The organism is Duncaniella sp. C9, assembly GCF_004803935.1.
Classification (GTDB): domain Bacteria; phylum Bacteroidota; class Bacteroidia; order Bacteroidales; family Muribaculaceae; genus Duncaniella; species Duncaniella muris.
Genome location: NZ_CP039547.1, coordinates 937,260 through 960,814, shown reverse-complemented (window position 1 = coordinate 960,814; position 23,555 = coordinate 937,260). Strand labels below are relative to the sequence as shown.

At 56.6% G+C, this 23,555-nt stretch carries 16 protein-coding genes; 10 read left to right on the top strand and 6 right to left on the bottom strand.

Annotated features, from left to right (window positions below):
* Nucleotides 1-5 precede the first annotated feature (5 nt).
* The 10 genes from E7745_RS03905 to E7745_RS03865 all read left to right on the top strand — a co-directional run bounded on the left by E7745_RS03905 (nt 6) and on the right by E7745_RS03865 (nt 15,160).
* Nucleotides 6-1,682, top strand: coding sequence for a RagB/SusD family nutrient uptake outer membrane protein (locus tag E7745_RS03905; protein ID WP_136408343.1), 1,677 nt, complete (start codon nt 6-8; stop codon nt 1,680-1,682).
* A 10-nt stretch (nt 1,683-1,692) separates the two neighbouring features.
* Nucleotides 1,693-3,168, top strand: coding sequence for a glycan-binding surface protein (locus E7745_RS03900; RefSeq protein WP_136408342.1), 1,476 nt, complete (start codon nt 1,693-1,695; stop codon nt 3,166-3,168).
* A gap of 25 nt (nt 3,169-3,193) precedes the next feature.
* Entirely contained in the window at nt 3,194-3,763 is a 570-nt protein-coding gene (locus E7745_RS15005) for an endo-1,4-beta-xylanase (protein WP_240740363.1), read from the top strand.
* Nucleotides 3,682-5,577, top strand: a complete 1,896-nt coding sequence (locus E7745_RS03895) for an endo-1,4-beta-xylanase (RefSeq protein WP_370291898.1) — start codon at nt 3,682-3,684, stop codon at nt 5,575-5,577. The genes E7745_RS15005 and E7745_RS03895 overlap by 82 nt, the downstream gene beginning before the upstream one ends.
* A 215-nt stretch (nt 5,578-5,792) precedes the next feature.
* Nucleotides 5,793-7,517 (top strand): DUF5597 domain-containing protein, encoded by a 1,725-nt coding sequence (locus E7745_RS03890; protein ID WP_136408341.1) that lies wholly within the window; start codon nt 5,793-5,795, stop codon nt 7,515-7,517.
* Entirely contained in the window at nt 7,510-9,168 is a 1,659-nt protein-coding gene (locus E7745_RS03885) for a sialate O-acetylesterase (protein WP_240740362.1), read from the top strand. The genes E7745_RS03890 and E7745_RS03885 overlap by 8 nt, the downstream gene beginning before the upstream one ends.
* A 10-nt stretch (nt 9,169-9,178) precedes the next feature.
* Nucleotides 9,179-10,594, top strand: coding sequence for an MFS transporter (locus E7745_RS03880; RefSeq protein WP_107031118.1), 1,416 nt, complete (start codon nt 9,179-9,181; stop codon nt 10,592-10,594).
* 24 nt (nt 10,595-10,618) lie between these two features.
* Nucleotides 10,619-11,731 (top strand): endo-1,4-beta-xylanase, encoded by a 1,113-nt coding sequence (locus E7745_RS03875; RefSeq protein ID WP_107031117.1) that lies wholly within the window; start codon nt 10,619-10,621, stop codon nt 11,729-11,731.
* Nucleotides 11,732-11,785: 54 nt separating this feature from the next.
* Nucleotides 11,786-12,781, top strand: coding sequence for a glycoside hydrolase family 43 protein (locus E7745_RS03870; protein ID WP_136408339.1), 996 nt, complete (start codon nt 11,786-11,788; stop codon nt 12,779-12,781).
* Between the two features lie 429 nt (nt 12,782-13,210).
* Entirely contained in the window at nt 13,211-15,160 is a 1,950-nt protein-coding gene (locus tag E7745_RS03865) for an alpha-glucuronidase (RefSeq protein ID WP_136408338.1), read from the top strand.
* 383 nt (nt 15,161-15,543) lie between these two features.
* Here E7745_RS03865 and E7745_RS03860 read toward each other — a convergent pair whose 3' ends face one another.
* The 6 genes from E7745_RS03860 to E7745_RS03835 form a co-directional block, all read right to left on the bottom strand.
* On the bottom strand, nt 15,544-16,896 hold the full coding sequence (locus E7745_RS03860; protein ID WP_240740386.1) for a cell division FtsZ family protein: 1,353 nt from the start codon (nt 16,894-16,896) through the stop codon (nt 15,544-15,546).
* Between the two features lie 180 nt (nt 16,897-17,076).
* A complete protein-coding gene (locus tag E7745_RS03855; protein WP_107031113.1) occupies nt 17,077-18,567 on the bottom strand; it encodes a cell division FtsA domain-containing protein in 1,491 nt (496 codons plus the stop codon).
* 17 nt (nt 18,568-18,584) lie between these two features.
* Nucleotides 18,585-19,544 carry a cell division protein FtsQ/DivIB gene (locus E7745_RS03850; protein WP_136408337.1) on the bottom strand — a complete coding sequence of 320 codons (960 nt, stop codon included), beginning with the start codon at nt 19,542-19,544 and terminating at the stop codon, nt 18,585-18,587.
* A 53-nt stretch (nt 19,545-19,597) separates the two neighbouring features.
* Entirely contained in the window at nt 19,598-20,983 is a 1,386-nt protein-coding gene (gene murC / locus E7745_RS03845) for a UDP-N-acetylmuramate--L-alanine ligase (protein WP_136408336.1), read from the bottom strand.
* Nucleotides 20,980-22,098, bottom strand: a complete 1,119-nt coding sequence (gene murG, locus E7745_RS03840; protein ID WP_136408335.1) for an undecaprenyldiphospho-muramoylpentapeptide beta-N-acetylglucosaminyltransferase — start codon at nt 22,096-22,098, stop codon at nt 20,980-20,982. Before murG ends, murC begins: the two co-directional genes overlap by 4 nt.
* Nucleotides 22,099-22,167: 69 nt before the next feature.
* Nucleotides 22,168-23,511, bottom strand: a complete 1,344-nt coding sequence (locus E7745_RS03835) for an FtsW/RodA/SpoVE family cell cycle protein (RefSeq protein ID WP_123399545.1) — start codon at nt 23,509-23,511, stop codon at nt 22,168-22,170.
* Between the last annotated feature and the right edge of the window lie 44 nt (nt 23,512-23,555).

Below are 23,555 nucleotides of genomic sequence, written 5' to 3'. Positions count from 1 at the left end.
CTGCAATGAAAAAAAACATATTGATCTCAGCTGTCCTCGTGGCAGGAAGCCTCTCACTCGCATCATGCGATGACTTCCTGACAACACAGAACACCACACAGGGCAACGACGAAAGCTTCCTCGACAGCGACGCTTCCGTCCTGGCCACCACATCGCCCCTCTACAACTATGTCTGGAACAACTTCAACGATAAGGCCTATTACAGCATGGGCGACGGCCGTTCCAACAACCTGACCGCAAGATGGTCTGACTACATCTTCCCCTACACCAACTTCACGGAAACAGCCCTCTCGCCAGGCCTTGAAGACTCCTGGAACGCCCTCTACTCCGTAGTAGCCCAGTCGAACAACGTCATCAACCGCATCCAGAAATACAGCAGCAGCGCAGTTTCCGACGCCGCCAAGACCCAGGGCATAGCCGAAGCACGCTTCATGCGCGGCCTCGCCTACTGGTACATCGGCTCACTCTGGAACAAAGGCATAATCTACACCAACACAATCGAAGCTTCGGGCAACACCGTCACCCCGGCCCACCGCATGACCGACGTCATTGAATTCGCCATCCGCGACATGGAATTCGCCGCCGCCAACCTCTCGGAAAGCCAGGCCAATCCCGGACGTGTCACCTGCTACAGCGCCTACGGCATGCTCTCACGCTTCTATCTCTCGATGGCCGGTCTGACCACCGACGGCGAGTATGACGGCTCGAACATCGCCACCGACTTCGACCGCGGCACCCGCAACACCTACTATCTCGACCTCGCCAAGAAAGCCGCCCTCAAATGTATCGAAGGCCCCTACCGCCTTCTTGACAACTACGGCGACCTCTTCGCGGTCAAGACCTGGAACAACAATGACGAATCAATCTTCCAGCTCCAGTGGCTCTCAGGATCGACTGACGCCATCGGCTGGGGTGCCAACAACCCGATCTCGTCTTATTTCAGCTGGTCGACAATGGTCGGCGAGACAAACTGGGGTAACGCGACATTTGCCTCGTATGACCTTGTCCGCACCTACGACCCGCAGGACCGCATCCGCCGTCACTACACCATCTGCACCGTAGGCGAAGTATATCCCGACCTCAACACCAAGAACGACGGATATATCTACAACGTGACCGAAGCCGACTACGAAAAGAAATGCAACGTCAAGAAACACGTTATCGGCAAACTTGACGACAACGGCCAGAGCTACCAGCAGTCATCAGGCGTCAACACCTACATGATGCGTCTGGCCGAGGTCTATCTGAACTACACCGAAGCCGCTATGGGCAACAGCGCCTCGACCTCCGACACCGAATATTTCAACCGCGTCCGCGAACGCGCCGGAATGCCACGTCTGGGCACCGTCACCTACTCTGACCTGATCTACGAACGCCGAATCGAATTTGCATTCGAAGGCCTCTTCTGGTACGACCTTCTGCGCCGTTCCTACTATCAGCAGTCAGAAGTGGTCAACTATCTCAACCATCAGGATCGCAACGCCTCCTACGAATGGGATGAGAGCGAAGACTGCCAGTATGCCAAGACTGCTGATGCCGACGACGTATCGACAGCCACTGTGGCCCACCTCACACTTCCGATTTCAGACGTTGACCGCGGCCGCAACCCGCTTTTAGGCAAAGATCCTGTGGTCTACGAATTCGGTCCGCGTGAAATCAACGTTAACGACCTCTTTAAATAATTACGACTCCATGAAAAGTTTAAAATATATCTGGCTCACCGCCATAGTCCTCTTGTCTGTAGGATTCGCCTCCTGCGACAAAGACGATGAATATTTCGATGACAAATATCAGGGCCGCAAGATCGTGATCGAGAAAGTCTTCCTTGAAGACGTGGAATCATCCGTGCCTGACCGCGAAGTCACCTTCGCGCGTCTCGGCCAGATGATCCGCCTCGAAGGCCACGGGTTCATGGGCATGAAGAAAGTCTACATCAACGGCTATGAGACCTACTTCAACCGCGCCTATGTCTCTGACAACTCAATGCTTGTGACTCTCAACACCAAGACCCCGATCACCAATGCCGACGAGAATGTGCGCAACACCATCCGTCTGGTCAAGGACCGCACCGAAACCATCTACGAATTCGAGATTCGCGCCGCCTTCCCGTCCATCACATCGGTCAGCAACACTCTGCCCGGCGCAGGTCAGAAAGTGACTGTCTACGGTTCTTCGCTCCACGAAACCTATCTGATCACCCTCCCCGGCGGCATTGAAGTGACTGACAATATCGAAAACGACCCCGACGGCGAATGGTATTCATTCGTGATGCCCTCAGGTGTCAGCCAGGCAGGCTGCATCACCTCTGACGGCGCCAATGGCAAAGCCCAGTCGCCCGACTTCTTCAACAACCGCAACTGTATGATCCTCGACTTCGACGGCAACGGCGTGCACGGATTCTGGGGCTCGTCAAACAAAGACGAAAACGACAACATCAAGCCCGGAGTCTCAATGATCTATGACACCGACCTCGTTGACGATCCCTTAGGAACCGGCTACGGCAAAGTCTGCCAGCTCATACCCCAGCGTCTGCTCAACGAAGGAGGCATCTCCTCGGCCAAGCCCCGCGCCACCGAAGTCTGGACAACCGGCAACAAGCACGAAACCGAAGACTGGACCCGCATGACCCCCTTCATTCCGGCCACAACACCGCTGACCGAAGTAGCCCTCCAGTTCGAGGTCTACATACCCAACCCCTGGTCACTCACAGGCCAGATTGTGATCACGCTGGTCAACAACATCTCTTTCAGCGGCTACAACGGAGACGAACGCAACTCCAACACATTCTTCTACATCCCCTGGCTCGTCACAGACAATGAAGGCAATCCGGCAAGCATACCCTTCTTCACCGAAGGCTGGACCACCGTCACAGTGCCTCTGTCGGAATTCAACAACTACAAGGCCATTCTTGAAGACAAGGAAGCTGTAGCCCCGACATTCCAGGACGTGATCACCCTGCGCAACGACGCCTCGAACCAGCAGTTCGGCATGGGCTTCGTCAACTCGGATATCGAAGTGACCTACACCAACGACAAGGGCAAAGAAGCAGTGGCCAAATTCCCCTCGGCGCTCTCTACTCAGGAAATCTACATCGACAACTGGCGCATTGTCCCCTACAAGTTTGTCACCATCTCCGACTATCCTGAAGATGAAGAGACTGAAGAATAATTCTTAAATCCAAGAGACCAACATTATGAAACGCAATAAAATAGCATATTCCGCGGCCGCTTTAGCCCTTACACTCCTTGCCTCCGGCTGTGAAGAGCAGATCATGGAATGGAAGCCGGGCGATCCGACCGTGGAAATCTCGGAGATACCTCTCCAGCTCCAGGAGCAGATCATGCTCTATAAACCGATCAAAGACTATGTAGCCCAGTATCATCCCCACCTGAACCTTGCCATCGGCATTGGGGCGGACATGTATCTCAGCGATCCCGACTACAAAGCCGTGGTCGACGAGAACTTCACCGGCATCACCCTTGGAAATGCAATGAAGATGGGCGTGCTGATGAAATCAAACGGCACCCTTGACTTCACAACCGTTGACAAGGTACTCGCCTCGCTTCCGCAGGGCATGAAGTTCTACGGCCACAACCTGCTCTGGCACACCCAGCAGCAGCAGGCCTATCTCAAATCGCTCATCGCCCCCCAGATGGTGCTACCCCTTCAGGCGACAGCGGCATTGCCAACATCATCACAAACTCTGACTTCGAAAACGGCACACGAACCGGCTGGACCGGCGACGGAGGCCACTACACCATGACCGTGGTTTCTCCAGGCCATGATTCAAACTATGCGGCAAAACTCGAATGCGACGACCAGACCTCTGCCAACTACGACTGCCAGCTCTGGTGGGATTTCAACCTTGAAGAAGGCAAGACCTACGCCTACCGCTTCTGGGCAAAATCGCCTGACAACATTCAGGTTCAGTTCTTAGGCCAGAATTCAAGCTCTTATGACGGTGTTTACTGCGATGTCTTCACTGTCGGCAACGACTGGACACTCTGCGAAGGCTCTTTCGTATATGAACAGTCAAAAGATGTCAACCGCATCGGCATACAGTTCGGCAACTACAAGAACGCCGTGCTCTACATCGACGACTTCGAATTCGGCGAAAAGACAGAAGCTCCGGCCGGACTCTGTCCGAACGGCGACTTCTCAAAAGGAATGGAAGGCTGGACAGCCCAGAATGAAGGCGCAGGAGTGAGTGTCATAGATATGGACGGCACACCTTCGGGCAACAATAAAGTAATGAAGCTCATCTCAAGTGCTGATTCAAAGGAAGCCTACGACCTTCAGGTGCTCAGCCCCGACATGCCTACAATGCCAGGCTCGAAGGTCGAGATATCATTCTTCGTCAAGTCGGAAGGTACAGGCAAAGGCCGCCTGACATTCAAAGGCATGACCAACGAATGGCCCTGGATCAACTGGACCGGCAATCAGTCAAGCTGGGCCGAAGCATTCGAGACATCCGCTGAATGGACGCAGATAAAGTTCGTAATGCAGGACTACAGTTTCGACTTTACCGAAGGTGAATCCATGTGGAACTTCAACCTTGAGTTCGGCTACATCCCTGACATGACATATTATATCGACAACATCGTTGTCACTGATGTCACCGAACAAAGCGCCGCCAAGACCGCATCACGTTCAGGTGTGAGCCGTGCCTCAGGCATCACTTTCATCCCCAAATCGGCCGAAGAGAAGAAAGCAATACTCCTCGATGCTATGGAGACCTGGATCAAGGACGTGATGACCCACATGGGTGACCGCGTGGACGCATGGGACGTGATCAACGAACCTATCGCCGACGGCTACAACAAATGGCGCGGCATCGACAACATCTTCGGCAGCAGCGCCAATGACGGCACTCCCGACTCGGCACCCGTAGAAACCGAGGAAGGCGGACTGAACCTGAACTGGGCCAGCGATGCAGGAAACCAGCACTGGTACTGGGGCTACTACCTCGGCAAGGACTATGCTGTAAAGGCTTTCGAATTCGCCCGCAAACATGCTCCCAACCCCGATGTGAAACTCTTCGTCAACGACTACAATCTTGAGACCAGCCCCGGCAAACTCGCCGCCCTCATCGACTTCGTCAATTACATTGACAACAACGGCGCGCATGTCGACGGCATCGGCACCCAGATGCACGTAAACATCGGCATCACCAAAGAGCAGGTCGACGCCATGTTCCAGACACTCGCTGCAACCGGCAAGCTAATCCGAATCACCGAGCTTGACATCGCATTCGGCGTGGAAGAAGGCAAGGATATCACTCCATCGGCCGAACAGCTGATCCAGCAGTCAGAGGCCTACAAGATGATCCTCACTTCCTATCTGACCAACATCCCCAAGGAACAGCAATCGTCAATCACTCTCTGGTCTCTCTCTGACAACAAGAAAGAGCACGAATACTGGCTCAAGGGCGACGCTCCTAACATCTTTGACAAGGACTATGCCCGCAAGGTAGCCTACAAGGGTGTCTGCGACGCTCTCGCCGGCTTCGACATCGGCGCCGAGTTCTCAGGCGATGCCTGGAAAGACCTCTACCAGAAGGAGGAGACCGAAGAATAATCCCTGATCGCACATATTCTTGACAGAATGCGATAACCCCCTACTCCCGCAGCCGACGGCCAGGCTATTGACCCGGCTGCGGGAGTTTTTCTCTAATGATGTTACATATTGACAAGCATTGGCAACAAATCTCTAAGCCTATTCTTAAGACTGTTTGCTAAATTTGCACTGCCCCCGGTCAGACCATCAATCCATTCTTGCCAGATCATTATCCCATGAAACAAAAGACCTCCTTCTTACTGCTGCTCATGCTGCTGATAGCCTCGGCTGCCGCAATGGCCCGCACTGAATCCCGGCTTGAAAAGCAGGGCTGCGCCAAGAGGCTCATTGTGGACGGCAAACCCTTTATTATTATAGGTGGCGAGGCCGGTAACTCTATGGCCTCCTCGCCCGACGACGTGGCCTGCTGCATGAACGTGGCTCTTCGCCACGGCTACAACACCGTGCTGATGCCCGTGGTCTGGGAACTGATCGAACCGCAAAAAGGAACGTTTGACTTCTCAAGCGTCGACGAAATCATCCGTCAGGCCACCGACAGCCGCCTCAAAGTCGGCATCCTCTGGTTCGGAGCATGGAAAAACTCCATGAGCTGCTATGCGCCTGACTGGTTCAAAAAAGACAGCAAGACCTATCCGAGGGCCCGCACACGTTCGGGAAAACCGCTCGAAATCGCCTCGGCATTCTCCGCAAAAGTGGCTGAAGCAGATGCCGCCGCATTCACCCGCCTGCTCAGCCACATCGCCGAGACAGACACCGCAGGCTCCGTGATCATTCTCCAGATCGAAAACGAGATCGGAATGCTCGAAGACGCGCGTGACCACTCTCCGCTTGCCCAAAAGGAATATGCCAAAGGAGTTCCCGGAGTTCTCACAGCCAGTCTGAACCTCCTGAACCAAAAGAAATCACTTCACCCGCAGCTCCTTGAGAAGTGGCAGGCCGCGGGCATGAAGCAAAAGGGAAGCTGGACCGAAGTGTTTGGCGACGACATATATACCGACGAGATCTTCATGGCCTGGAACTATGGCCGCTATGTGGAAGGACTCGCGCAGATAGCCCGCCGAATATTCCCTACAATGCCGCTCTACGTCAACGCCGCCATGAACTCGCGTGGCCGCAAACCAGGCGAATATCCCTCAGCCGGACCTCTCGCCCACCTAAAAGACATCTGGCATGTCGCAGCTCCGACTGTCGACATTCTCGCGCCTGATCTCTATGACTCAGGCTTCACTGACTGGGTGAGAGCCTATGCTCTGGTTGACAATCCGCTCTTCATTCCTGAAATCAAATGTGCTCAGCCCAATGCGGCTCAGGCCTTCTATGCCGTAGGCGAGCACAAAGCCATAGGGCTCTGCCCCTTTGCCTACAACGGCCGCACATCCCTGTCAGAGACCGCCTATCAGGCCGCCGGCACAGCGGCTCTGCGCAGCCTGACACCTCTGGTCACCGCTCACCTCGGCATGGGGACCATGAACGGCTTCTACTTCGATGCCGACTCGACCGAACGCATACTCCGCCGCGACGGCCTCAGAATCACCGCGCGCCACTACTTCACCCTCCCCTGGGACCTAAGGGCTACCGACGGATCGCCCTGGCCGGCCGCAGGCGGTCTGATAGTCCGCACGGCTCCGATGGAGTATATCGTGGCCGGCTCAGGCCTTGTGCTCACCTTCGAACCGGAGGACAGCGGCACAGCGCCTGAGAAAAAACTCGGCGAAGACGGCTTCCTCGCCTCCGGCTCAGACCGCGGTGCCGAAAAAGAGAGCCGCTGGAAGGGCAAGCGCATCGGTCTGGCATCAGTCAAGGAAATCAGCATCGCCGATGACGGATCGCAAAAGCGCATACGCACCTTCAACGGCGACGAGACCCACCAGGGGCGCCACGTGCGCATCGGGGTCGACGATTTCAGAATACTCCGCGTAAAACTCTATGAATATGAATAAATTACTGATACTGACGGCTCTGCTCGGAGCCGGTTCATTCTGCCAGGACATAAGGGCCGAGGTGAAACTGCCTCAGATAATTTCTGACGGCATGGTGGTGCAGCGTGACCGCCCGCTGACCCTCTGGGGCACCGCCGACCCGGGCGAAAGCGTGACCGTCAGGGTGGTCAAAGGCAAAAGCGCTACAGTCACAGCCGACAGCCTCGGCCGCTGGCGCGCTGAACTCCCCGCGCTAAAGACCGGCAAGACCTACACTCTGACCGTAGCCGACAAGACGGTCAGCAATGTGGCCGTGGGCGATGTGCTCCTCTGCTCCGGACAGTCCAACATGGAACTGCCCGTCAGCCGCGTCACCGACATGTTTGCCGACGAGGTGATGGAATACCGCAATCCCGCCATCCGCCAGTTTCTCGTGCCCAAGGAATTTGATTTCGACGGCGAACGCTCCGACCTGAGCCCCACGTCATGGAAATCGATAGACGATGACGTGATGGGCTTCTCGGCCCTCGCCTACTTCACCGCCAAGGCCCTCAACAGCCGCACCGGGCTCCCGGTAGGAATCATCAACGCCTCATGGGGAGGCACCCCGGTCGAGTCATGGATCTCCGAAACGGCCATGAGCGACTATCCCTACTATCTGAACCAGAAAGCCGTCCACAGCTCCGAAGCCTACCGCACTGCCCTGAAAGAGCAGGAGTGGCGCAACTATCAGGCCTGGAATTCGGTGATTGATGCCGCCGACCCCGGACTTGCCGGCGCTGCAAAGTATTACTCCCCCGCCCTTGACGACAGCGACTGGCAGGAAACCGATCTCTTCTCCACCTCATGGACCTCTGACGGCATGACGCCGGCCAACGGCTCACACTGGTTCCGCAAAACCGTCGATATCGACGCCTCACATGCCGGAAAAGCAGCCACTCTGCGCCTGGGCTGCATTGTCGACGCCGATTCTGTCTGGGTCAACGGCCGGCTTGTCGGCTTCACCACCTATCAGTATCCTCCGCGCATCTACCCGATTCCCGAAGGCCTGCTGAAAGAGGGCGCCAACACTATAACCGTGCGCCTAATCTCGCAGAACGGCGCGCCGCATTTCGTGCCTGAAAAACCCTATAAAATCATCTTCGGTGACCGCCCCTATGCCGTCTACGGCCGCACATATCCCGATGAAATCTCGCTCGAAGGCCTCTGGCGCTACCGCAAGGGCGCACCCATGCCCGCCGGACCGGCCATGATGTTCTACTGCTACATCCCCTGCGTGCTCTACAACGCCATGATCGCGCCCGTGATCAGCTATCCTGTCTGCGGAACTGTCTGGTATCAGGGAGAGTCAAACGTGAGCCGCAGCAATCAGTATCCGGCCCTGCTCGAAACCATGATAGCCGACTGGCGCAAGGCCTCAGGCAATGCCGGAATGCCATTCTACATCGTTGAGCTGGCCGACTTCCTCCACGAGTCTGACCGTGGAGGCCGCGCCGCCTGGCAGACTATGCGCGAGCGGCAGGCCCAGGTGGCCGACGAGACTCCCGGCGTCAGCCTCATCAGAAATTCCGACCTGGGCGAGTGGAACGACATCCATCCGCTCGACAAAAAGACCCTCGGCAATCGCGTGGCCGAAAAAATCCTCTCAGAAAACAATAACAGACCTTTTTAAAATCCAATTCATGGAAGCAAGCATCAATATGACCAAATCACAGGAATCCAAAGGTTTCTACAAGCTCTCGATGCTCCAGTGCATCGGCTTCGGATCGGGCGACCTCGCCCAGAATCTGATCTATCAGACCATCAGCATGTATCTGCTGTTCTTCTACACCAATGTCTACGGCCTCGATCCGGCCGTCGCAGCGGTGATGTTTCTGATTGTTCGCATCGTCGATGTCATCTGGGACCCCCTGGTGGGCACTTTTGTCGACAAACACAACCCCCGTCTCGGTAAATACCGCGCCTATCTGGTGCTCGGAGGCATTCCGCTGACCGGTTTCGCAATACTCTGTTTCTGGAACGGCTTCTCAGGCTCGCTGCTCTATGCCTACATTACCTACGTGGGACTTTCGATGTGCTACACTCTGGTCAACGTGCCCTACGGCGCGCTCAACGCCTCTCTGACCCGCGACACGGCTGAAATCACCAAACTGACATCGGTCAGAATGTTCATGGCCAATGTGGGCGGTCTCGCCGTAGGCATGGGCATACCCTTCGTGCTGCGTATCTTCGACCCGACCGAAAGCACCGACATGTCAATGGACGACGGCGCCTGGTTCCTGACCATGACCCTCTACGGCTGCGTGGGCCTCGCACTGCTCCTCTTCTGCTTCTCCCAGTGCCGCGAGAGAGTGGTGATGGACTCCAGCGAGACCGAAAACGTCAGCGTCTCTGACCTCTGGATGGAGTTTGTCCACAACCGTCCACTTCGCATCCTCGCCTTCTTCTTCGTGACTGCCTTCGCAATGATGGCAGTCGGAAACGCCGCCGGGGCATACTATATCCAGTACAACCTCGGAGGTTCCGCCGCCGAACTCTCTGTCTTCATGGGCCTCGGATCTATCCCCGCATTCATATTCATGCCCATGATCCCGGCCATCAAGAAAAAGGTCGGCAAAAAGGGCATGTTCTACATCTTCCTCCTCGTGGCCATAATCGGCATGGCCATGCTCTACGCCATCTCCATGATCGACGCTCTCAAGGAACACATGGTCCTCGTCTACATAGCCCAGTTCATCAAATCGACAGGCGTGATCGTAGCCACCGGCTACATGTGGGCGCTCGTGCCTGAGGTCATCTCCTTCGGCGAATACACCCACGGACGCCGCATCTCCGGCATAGTCAACGCCCTGACCGGAATCTTCTACAAGGCCGGCATGGCCCTCGGCGGCGTTGTGCCCGGACTGGTCCTCGCCTTCGTAGGCTTTCAGAAAGAAGCCCTGACTCAGACCCCCTTCGCCCAGCAGGGCATACTGTGGCTCGTGGCCGTTATCCCCGCCATACTGCTCGCCCTCGCCATGTTCATCATCTCACGCTATGAGCTTGATGACGATGTGATTGACCGCATCAACCGTGAAATCGAATCAAGACACAAATAACCCCTGCAACATCCCCCACTGACTATGAAAAAATTAGCCCTGTGCCTCCCCGTGGCCGCACTGATGGCCATAGGATGCAGCGCTCCAAAGCAGGAGCCCGCACTGAAAGACTATTTCGCTGATGACTTCCTCATCGGAGCCGCCCTGAACGTGGACCATGTCAAAGGACTCGATCCGAAAGCCGACTCGATAGTGCGCCGCCACTTCAACTCGATCGTAGCTGAAAACTGCATGAAAAGCGAAGAGATACATCCCCAGGAAGGGGTCTACTTCTGGGACGATGCCGACGCCTTCGTGGACTACGGCACCCGCAACAACATGGCCGTCATAGGCCACACCCTCATCTGGCACTCTCAGCTTGCCCCCTGGTTTGCAGTTGACTCGACAGGCGCGCCGGTAAGCGCCGATGTGCTCAAAGAACGTATGCGCGACCACATCACCACCATAATGACCCGCTACAAAGGCCGCATCAAGGGCTGGGACGTGGTCAACGAGGCCATTGTAGAGGACGGAAGCTACCGCAGCTCGCCATTCTACGAGATTCTAGGCGAGGAGTTCATCCCCCTCGCATTCCAATATGCCCATGAAGCCGATCCCGACGCCGAACTATACATCAACGACTATGCCATGAACGTCCCGGCCAAACGCGACGCCTACGTCAGGCTCGTCAACGACATGAAGTCAAAAGGCCTGCGCGTAGATGCCATCGGTATGCAGGGCCACATGGGCATGGACTATCCTGATTTCGCTGAATTCGAGAAATCGATCGAAGCCTATGCCTCGACCGGCTGCAAAGTGATGATCACCGAATGGGACATGAGCGCGCTCCCAACCGTCAGCCGCAGCGCCAACATCTCTGACAGCATCGTCTACAACACCCAGCTCAACCCCTACCCCGACGGTCTGCCGGCCGAGATTTCCGAAAAATGGAATGCCCGCATGGACTCGGTGACCGACATACTGCTCCGACACGCCGACGTGATCTCGCGCGTGACCGCATGGGGCACTTTCGACGGCATGTCCTGGAAAAACGATTTCCCCATGAAAGGCCGTGTGGAATACCCCCTGCTCTTCGACCGCGACTATCAGCTCAAACCCTTCCTTGCCAAACGCCTCGCCCCCGCAGATAAAGAATAACAACATCACAGACAAAGTCAATCTCTAACACAAGTCTCTAAAAGCAATACAATCATGAAACTGCTCAATCCCGATAAACGCTACCTCTTCCCCGATGACTTCATGGCCGATCCGAGTGTCCACGTGTTCAATGGCCGCATCTACATCTACCCCTCCCATGACTGGGAATGCGAAAACGTGGAAAATGACAACGGCGACCAGTACGTGATGAAAGACATGCACGTGCTCTCGATCGACGGCGACCCGATGACCGGCAAGGTCACAGACCACGGAAAAGCTCTCGACATTGCCGACATTCCCTGGGCCGGACGCCAGCTCTGGGACTGCGACTGCGCCGAAAAAGACGGCAAATACTATCTCTACTTCCCGCTGAAAGACCAAAATGACATTTTCCGCATCGGTGTAGCCATAGCCGACCGCCCGGAAGGCCCATTCATCCCGCAGCCCGACCCCATACGCGGCTCATACTCGATTGACATCTGCGTGCTTGAAGACAAAGGCGAATACTATCTCTACTTCGGTGGCATCTGGGGCGGACAGCTTCAGCGCTACCGCGACAACAAAGCCCTCGAATCGGCCTGCCTGCCAGAAGGCGACGAACCGGCACTCCCCTCGCGCTGCGTGCGCCTGTCCAAAGACATGCTCCAGTTTGCCGAGGAACCACGCCCCATCCTGGTGGTCGATGCCGAAGGAAATCCCCTCAAGGCCAATGATCCACACCGCTTCTTCGAAGCCTCGTGGGTCCACAGACACAATGGCAGATACTATCTTTCATACTCCACCGGTGACAGCCATCTGCTCTGCTACGCCATAGGCGACAACCCCTACGGACCCTTCACCTACCAGGGCGTGATCCTCACACCGGTAGTAGGCTGGACCACTCACCACAGCATCATCGAATACGGTGGCAAATGGTATCTCTTCCACCACGACAGTGTGCCCTCCGGCGGCAAATCATGGCTCCGCAGCCTTAAGGTCTGCGAACTCACCCACGATGCCGACGGCCGCATCCTCCCAATTGACGGCGGAGGAGATCCCTGGGAGGAATAAGAAAGCCACTAAGAGGGTGTTTCATAACAAGAGTTAAAATCTGAGTGGTGTATCTTTTAGATAAATTGTTGCAAGGGAGGAAGAAGCATAGCGAGCTATGCGACTGACGAGCTTCAACAATTTAGCAAAAGAGACACCAAGGCTCAGGAAACTTAAAAATTTTCACAAATGGAATATACTATTTACAAAAAGACAATACAATCGCCTCCGAAAGCTTTGAGCGGCTATGGCTCTTCATTTCAGTCACATAGCTCGCTATGCTCCTTCAATTCAGAGCCATATCCATCTCAAATCTTTCGCTCAGATTTTAACTATTGTTATGAAACACCCTCTAAGAAACTGTTTATGAATTCATAAACAGTTTCTTAGCTACGTCACGCCCCGGCGACTGACCAAACAGAATCAAACCTATCAACCCAGCCCCCTGAAATGAACAGACTCATCGTCATAGCAGCCGCGCTGCTTTCACTGGTCTCATGCTCGCGCCATGAACCGTCAACCGCCCGTCAGGAGCTTGACCGCCTGTGGAAAGGAAGCTCCGTAGAGTTCCGCCACACCCCTGGAATGAAAGCCGAGGCCTTCGGCATCGAACGCGAAGGCCATAAGTTCGTCATCAGCAGTGCGGATGATGCCGGTGCCCTCTACGGTGTCTACTCTCTGCTGCGCGACTCCATGCAGATTCCACGTGAAGAAGCCCCGGCATTCCCATTGCGCCTGCTCAACCACTGGGACAACCTTGACGGCACCGTGGAGCGCGGCTATGCAGGCCACTCCCTCTGGGACTGGGACGCTCTGCCCGACTCCGTATCGCCGCGCTATCTGGACTATGCCCGCAAAAACGCCCGCATAGGCATCAACGGCACCGTGCTCAACAACGTCAACGCCTCGCCGCAGATCCTCTCCCATGACTATCTCGTGAAAGTAGCGCGCTTGGCCGACGTGTTCCGCCCCTACGGAATTAAGGTCTACCTGTCGGTCAACTTCGCCTCCCCTATGGTGCTCGACTCTCTGCCCACGGCTGATCCGCTCGCAGCCGAAGTGACCGACTGGTGGAAAAACAAAGCCGATGAAATCTACTCGCTCATTCCCGACTTCGGCGGATTTCTTGTAAAAGCCAACTCAGAAGGCCGGCCAGGCCCGATGGACTTCGGCCGAAGCCACGCCGACGGAGCCAACATGCTCGCCCGCGCACTGAAACCCCACGGCGGCATAGTGATGTGGCGCGCATTTGTCTATTCGCCAATCGACGCCGACCGCGCCAAGCAGGCATACATGGAATTCCAGCCGCTCGACGGAAAATTTGATCCAAACGTCATCATACAGATCAAAAACGGCCCCATCGACTTCCAGCCACGCGAACCCTACTCCCCGCTGTTCGGCGCCATGCCGCAGACCGACCGGATGGTCGAATTCCAGGTGACCCAGGAATATCTCGGCCACGCCAACCATCTGGCCTTCCTGGCCCCGATGTGGACTGAATTTTTCGAATATGTAAAACCCTCCTCGCTCACAGCCATCGCCGGAGTGGCCAACATCGGCGACTCCGACAACATGACCGGCAATCCGCTTGCCGGAGCCAACTGGCATGCCTTCGGACGTCTGGCCTGGGACCCCCGGCTAAGCCCCGCCCGGATAGCGCGCGAGTGGATCGACGCAAATCTGCTGATACCAGGCAGCAATATCCCTGACAGCATCTACTCCGGCCTGCTCGACATGTTCCTGACAAGCCGAGAAGCGGTGGTTGACTACATGATGCCCCTCGGACTGCACCACATCTTCGCCTTCGGCCACCACTACGGGCCCGAACCCTGGTGTGACATACCCGGCGCCCGCCCCGACTGGCTCCCTAAATACTACCACTGCGCCGACCGCCAAGGGCTTGGCTTCAACCGCACCACTTCAGGCAGCAACGCCGTAGAGCAATATCCCGAACCCCTGCGCTCTCAGCTCAACGACATTGCCACCTGCCCTGAAGAATTTCTGCTCTGGTTCCACCACGTGCCCTGGACCCATCGCCTGAAATCCGGCCATACGCTCTGGGATGAACTCTGCTACCGCTACGAGCGAGGAGTCTCGACAGCCGAAGACTACCGTCGCCGCTGGGAGGAAGTACGCCCCTACATCAGGCCCGAACTCCACGCCGACGTAGCCGAACGCCTGCGCACCCAGGCCGCCGACGCCCGGTGGTGGAAAGATGCCTGTCTGCAATACTTCCGGGAATACTCACGCCTACCCTATCCCACGGGAGTCACCGCACCAGTCCAACCGCTCGAACAGCTCAAACGCATCAACCTCCCCATCACCAACTTCGAATCCCCCACCCCCGCCCTCCTCGACTCCGTCCGGTACCACAAATCGACTCCCTGCCGAACATCATAGGCAGCATCAGCCCCCAGGATAGGTTCAGACAACTATTTTACCCACCACACCAAGGCATATTCCCTTCGGAACCGTAAATCCGTGTCCGTGAGGACACCCGCCGCCCCGCACACCTGCCGGATCGCACCCTCACGGACACCGATTTACCATCACGCCCTGCGGGATTCCGGGAGGGTGATGTCCGACAGGACATCGATTTACTCATAGCCCGTGACACCGTAGCGCAACGCGCGCAGGTGTCACGGGTTATCAGTCCCACCCACGCATGGTGTCCGACAGGACACCGATTTACGGTCCCGAATGGCACAATGACAAAAAAACGCCCCGGCCGCAGTCTGTAAAAAGACTGCCGCCGGGGCTTATATATTGCGCGTGAACGCCGATTAACCGAAACTGATAGTCTGACCCGCCGAACCCGAAGCCTGACCTGAAGCCTGGAGACCCGACGCACCGTCGAGAGCACCGCTGCGCACATCCTCCACAATCTTGCGGTCACGCTTATAGGTAGGATACTTCTCCAGAATATCGCAGACAGCATCGTCATCAAGCTGATTCAGCCCCAGCACGATAGTCGACGAGCGGTCCTTCCCCTCCGTCAGATCCTTGATCTTGGTCAGGCCATACTCCTCGGCCAGACGCTCGTCAGAAACCTCCGGTTCCTTAGGCTTGGCAGGAGCCACAGGAGCAGCCGGCGCAGGAACAGCCGGTGCACTTGCACTGTTTGAAGCCGCCGGAGAAGAGCTGCGCGAACCCGGAGTACCCATCGAGAAACCGAAACCGCTTGCCGCGCCTCCGGCCATGATTTCCTCCTCCTCCTCGCGCAGAGTCACATCGAAGCCCGCCGCAAGGATAGTCATCTTCACGCCATTGCCCAGCGACTCGTCGAAACCGACGCCCCAGATCACATCCACATCCGTGTTGATCGCACCGATGAAATCCGTGATCTCGCGGGTCTCGCTCATCAGGAACTTCTCCTCGGCGTTCGGGTTGAAATACAGATTGAAAAGCAGCTTCTTCGAGCCCAGGATATCGCGGTTCTTCAGAAGCGGAGAATTCAGAGCGTTATGGATAGCGTTGGTCACACGGTTCTCACCCTCGCCATAGCCGGTCGAGATGATAGCCGCGCCACCGTCGCGCAGAGTAGAATCAACGTCATTGAAGTCAAGGTTGATCAGACCGTTGCAGGTGATCAGCTCCGAGATAGAACGCGCGGCTATTGACAGCGTATCGTCAGCCTTGCCGAACGCATTCAGGAAATCGAGATCACCGTAGATCTCGCCCAGACGCTCATTGTTGATCACAAGCAGCGCATCCACATGCTTCGCCATCTCGTCGGCACCGGCTATAGCCTTGCGGATCTTCTTCTGCCCCTCGAAGAGGAAGGGAATGGTCACGATACCGATGGTCAGCAGTCCGCGCTCCTTGGCAATACGGGCCACCACGGGAGCCGCACCGGTGCCGGTGCCGCCGCCCATACCGGCAGTGATGAACACCATCTTGGTCTGGTCGTCAAACAGATCCGCAATCTCCTCGGCGCTTTCCTCAGCGAAATCGCGGGCCTTCTCAGGCTTGTTGCCCGCACCCAGACCGTCGCCGATCTCCAGAGTGTGGGGCACACGCGAGTGACACAGCGTCTGATGGTCAGTGTTGATATTGACGAAGGACACATTCTTTATGCCCTGGACATACATATGATTCACGGCATTGTTGCCGCCGCCGCCCACACCGATGGCCATGATGTTGCAGGCGAGATCCGAGCCTTCATTGTTGCTCTTGAAAGCCGAAGTGTCAGAGATGTCCTGATTATAGTTGTTGATCTGATCTTCCATTTTTTGAGTAAGATTTTTGTTACAGCTTCAGGGGAGAGAAATGAGGGGAGTGAATTGCTCTGTAAGTGTGTTATATAAAGAATGTGTTTAGTTATCGTTGTCGATATCATCGTCCTCCACAGGCTCGGTCATGAGATTGACAAGCCGTTCGCGCACCGTGCCCCACAGCGAGAAACCTCTCTTCTTCTCCGGAGCCGGAGCGGGTTCCGGCTTTTCGGGTTCAGCCGGCCTGGGGTTCTGATATTCCGGTCTTTGTGGCGCCGCTGGCTGGGGTTGAGGCTGCTGAGACTGCTGAGGCTGCTGATAACTGTTTTGCTGATATCCGCTTTGCTGATAAGCGTTCTGCTGATAAGCGGGTTTCTGCGGTGACGGCTGCTGACGCACCTCGTCAATTGAGTTATAAATAGGCTCCGGAGCTATCACAACCGGTTCCGGACGGCTCAGACACTCCTTGACCTCGCGGTCTTTGGCAGCCGCGGCAAGAATCGAGATCACGTCCACATGGTCTGAGGCATTGATGCGTCCGTCAAGGATGCGCACACGGTTCACCGGACCGCCATAGCGCACCTTCAGGGTGGTGAGGTTTTCCAGACGGCGGTCAAAACCGTTGAGCTTCGATCCGCGGCCGGTCAGTATGATGCCCGCAGGGAGCCTGTCGGGGGTCAGACCCGCATATTTGATCTGTTCGTTGATATTGGCAATGATCTCTCCGGCGCGCGCGGCCACATAGTTGTTGATCTGGCCGTAGTCAATCAGTCCGTTTGACGGCATCGGAGTCGGCTCCGTAGAGCTCAGAGCGTTTCCGCCGTCGATCTTCAGCTCCTCGGCGCGCTCTTCGAGATAGTTCATGGCGGTAATGTCGCGTGTGATGTTGCGCGAACCCATCGGGATGGTGCTCATGTAGAGCAGCACACCGTTCTTGTAGATCGACACCGTGGTGGTCTCCGCCCCGCAGTCAACCAGCATACATCCCTGGCGCTTCTCTTCGGGATAGAGCACGAAATCGGCTTCGGCTATCTGGCGCACGAACATGTCATGCACCGGCAGATGCAGACGCTCGTCAAGCACATGGTTGAGGTTTCTGACAAGCTGAGTGCGGCAGCTGATCAGATTCAGCCGGGCCGACACGTGGGAGCCGAACATGCCCACCGCGCGGTTTGTCGGCGAATTGTCAACCCTGAACTCCTTGGGAGTAACGTCGACTATCGTGCGTTCGTGCAGCTGATAGTTGAGCGCGTCGCCGGTCATGTCGGCAATCAGCTCGTTGGTTATCTCCATTTCCTGCGGCAATCGGCGTTCAATCTCGATGCCCTGGGCCATCAGCGAGCGTCCGCCCACCGAGACATAGACTCCGGTCACGTTGCGCCCCGGCTCGCGCATCTCCAGACGTCCGATCACGTTGCGGATCGCGCCTGCCGTCTCTACCACATTGCGTATGCAGCCGTAGCGCACCCCGTCATAGAGTTTCTCCTCTTCTACAGCTTTCACACTCAATGTGCCCTGAGGGTCTACGATGCCTATCGCACCTTTTATTTTCGAGCTCCCTATTTCGAGAGCCACTATATATTTTTCTTCCATGGAGATGTATTGGGTTTTCAGTTGATTTTGTTCTGTGTCTGTTGGTTGTCAGCTGCGGTCTTTGGCGCCGCGGCGGCCGGAGCACTCTTCCTTGCGGCCGGAATAGGCTTTTCGGAGTGGGCCTTCATGCCGGGAATGGTCTGGCCGGGGGCCACGTCATCGCCCGCAAGCATCGTGCCGGTGTCCACGCTCTCGTCGTCGTCATACTGCACTGTCTCCACCTTCTGCGGAGCCTTGCGGCGCTTGGTGGCCACTAACTGGCCGTTCCATTTGAGCGAGATCGTGTCATATTTTTCCCAGCCCTGCAGCGGGAGCACTTTTGAATAGAATTTCTTCAGTCGTGAGAATTTGTCGTCGAAATGTGAGGGTGTCCCGAAGTTGATCACATGTTCGCAGATCACCGGGACGAGTATGATGTCAGTGGGTGATTTCACCTTGATCATCGAGATATAGGAGTTCCAGACAGAGTCACCGGAAATGTAGTTCAGAAGCGGAAGCAGCGATTCGGGTGTGAACACCGTGTCTGACGGGTTGAAATGCCCCTCGATCACGGGCACATCCTTGTGGAAGCGCGCGTCGGCTTTCACCCGCTTGCCCGCACGGTTGATGTAGTACGACTCTCCGTCGTCAAACACTCTGGCCACCGGTATGATCGGAGTGGCCTTGATGCGGATCGAGCCATCGGTGTAGCGCACCACCTCGGCATCCTCTATCTTGTCCATCTCAAGCAGCCGGCGGCGTATCTGCTGGGTGTTGATGTTGCACAGTGCCAGTCCTGCGGCTTTGTCAGGCAGCGAGTCGAGCTCGCGCGAGAGCTCGGCCGGGGTGACGAAACGCTGGTTGCCGTCGGCTCCGGCTATCGTGATCTCCATGCCGCGGCAAGGCTCCGTATCGGCCTCGGTGGCGGTTACGGTCAGGGCTATGACCAGATAGGCCACAAGCAGCAGTGAGAATATTATGGTCAGGTAGCGCGACATTGGTTTCTTTCGGGGTGGTGTGATGATTCTGTCAGGGTCAGTGAATTCGTTGATCAGTGGAGATTCTCTATGATGGCGGGGATGAAGGTGTTGATGTCACCCGCGCCTAAAGTCAGGAGGATGTCAAAGTTACGGTTTTTCAGTGTTTCCACCAATTTTTCTTTGTTAATTAAGATTTTATCCTCGCAGCGCACCTTGTCGAAGATGATTTCGGAGCTTACGCCTTCTATCGGCTCTTCGCGGGCGGGGTAGATGTCGAGAAGCACCAGTGAATCGGCTCCGGAGAGTGCATCGGCGAATTCAGGGGCGAAGTCGCGGGTGCGGCTGTAGAGATGCGGCTGGAAGGCCACTGTCAGCTTGCGGCCGGGATAGATGGCCTTGACCGATTCGATTGACTTGCGCACCTCTTCGGGGTGATGGGCGTAGTCGTCTATGATCACCCGTCCGGCTCCGTTGTCCTCTTTCAGATGGGTCTCGAAACGGCGCTTGGTGCCGCGGTAGCTGCTGATGGCCTCGCGCACCACCTCAGGCTCCCAGGCATCTGTGAGACAGATGGCTGCTGCTGCGGCCACGGCGTTTTCAATGTTGACCTCCACGGGTACTCCGAGATTGATGTTGCGGATGATGCCGCGGGGGGTGATGAGATCGAAGGTGATGGTGCCGTTGGCGCGGCGCACATAGCCGGCGTGGAAGTCACCGCTGTCACGCGAGTAGGTGTAGACTCTGACTCCCTCCTGCGGGCGGGGCTTGAGCTTGAGGTTCTCGTGGATGATGAGCGCTCCGTCAGGGCGGATCAGCTCAGTGAACCGGGCGAAGCTTTCCAGATAGGCCTCCTCGGTGCCGTAGATGTCGAGGTGGTCAGGGTCAGTGGCGGTGATGACGGCCACGGAGGGGGTCAGGTGATGGAAGGAGCGGTCAAACTCGTCGGCCTCGATCACACTGTAGGCCGACTGCGGCGCCAGCAGGAAATTGGTGCCGTAGTTGAGCATCTCGCCTCCGAGGAAGGCGTTGCAGCCGAACGAGCCGCTTTTCAGTATGTGGGCGGCCATTGACGAGGTTGTGGTCTTGCCGTGGGTGCCGGCGAAGCAGAGCGAGCGGCTGTTGCGGGTGATCAGTCCGAGCACTGCGGCGCGTTTGAGCACCTCGAAGCCGTTGTTGCGGAAATAGCGCAGCTGCGGGAGGCTTTCAGGCACCGCCGGAGTGTAGACCACCAGCGTTGTCTCCGGGTTGCGGAATGCCTCAGGTATGCTGTCGGCGTTTTCGTCGAAGCTGATCTCAACCCCTTCGGCGCGGAGTCCGTCGGTCAGGGCTGTCGGGGTGCAGTCATAGCCGGCCACCTTTTTGCCGGTGGCGAGGAAATAGCGTTCGAGAGCAGCCATGCCTATGCCGCCGGCTCCTACGAAGTATATGTTGCTGATTTCAGATATATCGTGTTTCATATTGCTGCTTCTATGGTATTGATGATTATGTCGACAATCTTTTCATCGGCGTTGCGGAGCGCCATTTTGCTGATCTCGCTGCTGAGGGCTGCGCGCTTTGCCGGGTCGGTGATGAGTGATTCAAGGGTGGCGGGCAGGGTGGCCACGGCCTCGGCGTCGAGGATCATGACGGCTGCGCCGCGGGTGGAGAGGGCTTCGGCGTTGTGGCGCTGATGGTCTTCGGCCACATTGGGCGAGGGCACGAGCACACAGGCTTTGCCGAGGTTCTGAAGTTCGGAGATGGTACCTGCTCCGGCGCGTGACACCACCAAATCTGCCGCGCGGTAGGCCACGTCCATGTCAGAGATGAACGTCGTGGCCCTGACATTGTCATAGCCGCCGGCAAGTTTCTGAAATTCCGGAGCGCCATAGCGTCCGGTCTGCCACATGAGGCTCACACCCTTGTCGCGGAGCATGGGGAGCGAGGCGGCTATGGCCTCGTTGACAGTGCGGGCGCCGAGACTGCCGCCCACGGCAAGCACCAGGGGCTTTTCAGGGTCGAAACCGAGCTGCTGTTTGGCTTCGGCCTGGGTGAGGGTGCAGTTTTCAAGGTCGGTCCTGACGGGGTTGCCGGTCTTGGAGATCGAGGCGGCGGGGAAGAAGCGGTCCATGCCGTCATAGGCCACGCAGATGGCTTTGGCTTTCTTGGCCAGGAGTTTGTTGGTGACCCCGGCATAGGAGTTTTGTTCCTGCAGCAGAGTGGGCACTCCCTGCTTCTGGGCCTGCTTGAGCACAGGTCCGCTTGCATAGCCGCCCACGCCTACGGCAATGTCGGGACGGAAGTCGCGCACTATACGGCGCGCCTTGCGCAGTGACTTCCAGAGTTTGATGAGCACACCGAAATTGCGCCAGAGACGTTTGCGGTCAAAACCGGCCACGGGCAGGCCCTCGATCCTGTAGCCTGCGGCGGGCACACGCTCCATCTCCATGCGGCCGAGGGCGCCTACAAAGAGGATTTCGGCCTCCGGAAAGCGCCGTCTGACGGCATTGGCTATCGACAGAGCGGGAAAGATGTGGCCTCCGGTACCTCCGCCGGAGATAAGCACACGGTTTATTTTGGTCTTTTCTTCATTCATGAGGCACAAATAAAGATATGGGGTGAATGGTTGAGGGTTAGAGCATTCTGTGAATGGTTCTGCGGGAGATCAGAGCTGCATCTGGTTTTCGGCGCCGAACTGTTCGGGCAGGGCCTCGATTTCATCGCGGATATCCTGCTTTTTGCCTCCCTGGCGGGTGGCTGTGCGGCTGATGGAGAGCATAATGCCGAAGGCTATCGCGGTCACGAGGATCGAGGTACCTCCTTTTGATAGCAGTGGCAGCGGCTGGCCGGAGACGGGGAAGACGCCTGTCACGATGGCTATGTGGAAGAGGGCCTGGAAGGCTATCATCACCGCCATACCTATTACAACAAGCGCGGGGTAGGTTCGGTTGCAATGCGATGCGATTCCTGAGGCGCGACCTAAGAGCCAGAGGTAGAGAAGAAGCACCACGAGGCCGCCTATCAGTCCGAGTTCCTCGACTATTATGGCAAAAATATAGTCAGAGAACGCCAGCGGCAGGCGCGAGGCTTCGCGGGAGTTGCCGGGTCCTACGCCGTGGATGCCGCCGTGGGCCTGGGCCATGTAAGAGAGGATCTCCTGACGGTTCTTGCCTACGGCAGGGATTTCCCATTTGGGTGTCGATTTATCTTTGTGACGCTCCAGGCGTGCCAGCCAGGTGTCTATTCGCGAGGGGCTTTTATCTGCCGTCCCGTCGGCACTTACAAGTTCGATTTTCTGCTCTGCGTCAGCCGGAATTTCACTTGACCGCGAGTCGCTCCACATGAGGTAGGCTACGAAGAGACCGCCGAGGGCCATGTAGGCGATGGTCAGCACAAAGAGGTGGGAGAATTTCACGCCGCCCACTATCATCATCGAGTAGCTGATGGCCAGAAGCAGCAGAGTGTTGGTCAGGCCCTGCTTTATCAGCAGCCCGCTCAGCAGCAGCACTATGACTCCGGAATATTTTACTGCGTTTGAGGTAACGCCCACCTTCTTTGTGTTTGGATTCCAGGTCATCACAAGGGCTATGAGCAGCACGGCCGACAGTTTGACCATCTCGGCCGGATAGATGCCTATTCCGAGTATGGTCAGCGAGCGCCTGGCACCGTTGACTATCTCGCCGAAAAACATGACGTAGACCATCATGGCCACGCTGACGAGCGCGAATCCGAGGGTGAAGGGAATGAAGTCGGAATAGTGACGCTTGGAGAGGAACCATACCACGAATGTGCCTCCTGCAAGCATTACGATGTGGCGCAGGATCGGTCCCATCACACCGATCGACGAGCCGGCCACCTCGCGCGAGGAGGCGCTGTAGAGCTCGATGGTCGAGATGATGCAGAGGGCTATGAAGATGCCCCAGATGTGTTTGTCGGCTTTCGAGACGGCCTTGGGTTTTGCCGCCGGCTGTTCGCCGTGTGCTGGTATTGTCTGACTCTGGACTGCCATTGGCTGACGGAGAGATTGGAGGGTTATGTTATCTGGATGCTTAG

Bases quoted from the DNA above. Each gene is read 5' to 3' on its own strand.
- E7745_RS03900 (WP_136408342.1), top strand. From the start codon at position 1,693: ATGAAAAGTTTAAAATATATCTGGCTCACCGCCATAGTCCTCTTGTCT.
- E7745_RS03885 (WP_240740362.1), top strand. From the start codon at position 7,510: ATGAATAAATTACTGATACTGACGGCTCTGCTCGGAGCCGGTTCATTC.
- E7745_RS03905 (WP_136408343.1), top strand. From the start codon at position 6: ATGAAAAAAAACATATTGATCTCAGCTGTCCTCGTGGCAGGAAGCCTC.
- E7745_RS03870 (WP_136408339.1), top strand. From the start codon at position 11,786: ATGAAACTGCTCAATCCCGATAAACGCTACCTCTTCCCCGATGACTTC.
- E7745_RS03850 (WP_136408337.1), bottom strand. From the start codon at position 19,544: ATGTCGCGCTACCTGACCATAATATTCTCACTGCTGCTTGTGGCCTAT.
- E7745_RS03855 (WP_107031113.1), bottom strand. From the start codon at position 18,567: ATGGAAGAAAAATATATAGTGGCTCTCGAAATAGGGAGCTCGAAAATA.
- E7745_RS03835 (WP_123399545.1), bottom strand. From the start codon at position 23,511: ATGGCAGTCCAGAGTCAGACAATACCAGCACACGGCGAACAGCCGGCG.
- E7745_RS03860 (WP_240740386.1), bottom strand. From the start codon at position 16,896: ATGGCCATCGGTGTGGGCGGCGGCGGCAACAATGCCGTGAATCATATG.
- murC (WP_136408336.1), bottom strand. From the start codon at position 20,983: ATGAAACACGATATATCTGAAATCAGCAACATATACTTCGTAGGAGCC.
- E7745_RS03875 (WP_107031117.1), top strand. From the start codon at position 10,619: ATGAAAAAATTAGCCCTGTGCCTCCCCGTGGCCGCACTGATGGCCATA.
- murG (WP_136408335.1), bottom strand. From the start codon at position 22,098: ATGAATGAAGAAAAGACCAAAATAAACCGTGTGCTTATCTCCGGCGGA.
- E7745_RS03890 (WP_136408341.1), top strand. From the start codon at position 5,793: ATGAAACAAAAGACCTCCTTCTTACTGCTGCTCATGCTGCTGATAGCC.
- E7745_RS15005 (WP_240740363.1), top strand. From the start codon at position 3,194: ATGAAACGCAATAAAATAGCATATTCCGCGGCCGCTTTAGCCCTTACA.
- E7745_RS03865 (WP_136408338.1), top strand. From the start codon at position 13,211: ATGAACAGACTCATCGTCATAGCAGCCGCGCTGCTTTCACTGGTCTCA.
- E7745_RS03880 (WP_107031118.1), top strand. From the start codon at position 9,179: ATGGAAGCAAGCATCAATATGACCAAATCACAGGAATCCAAAGGTTTC.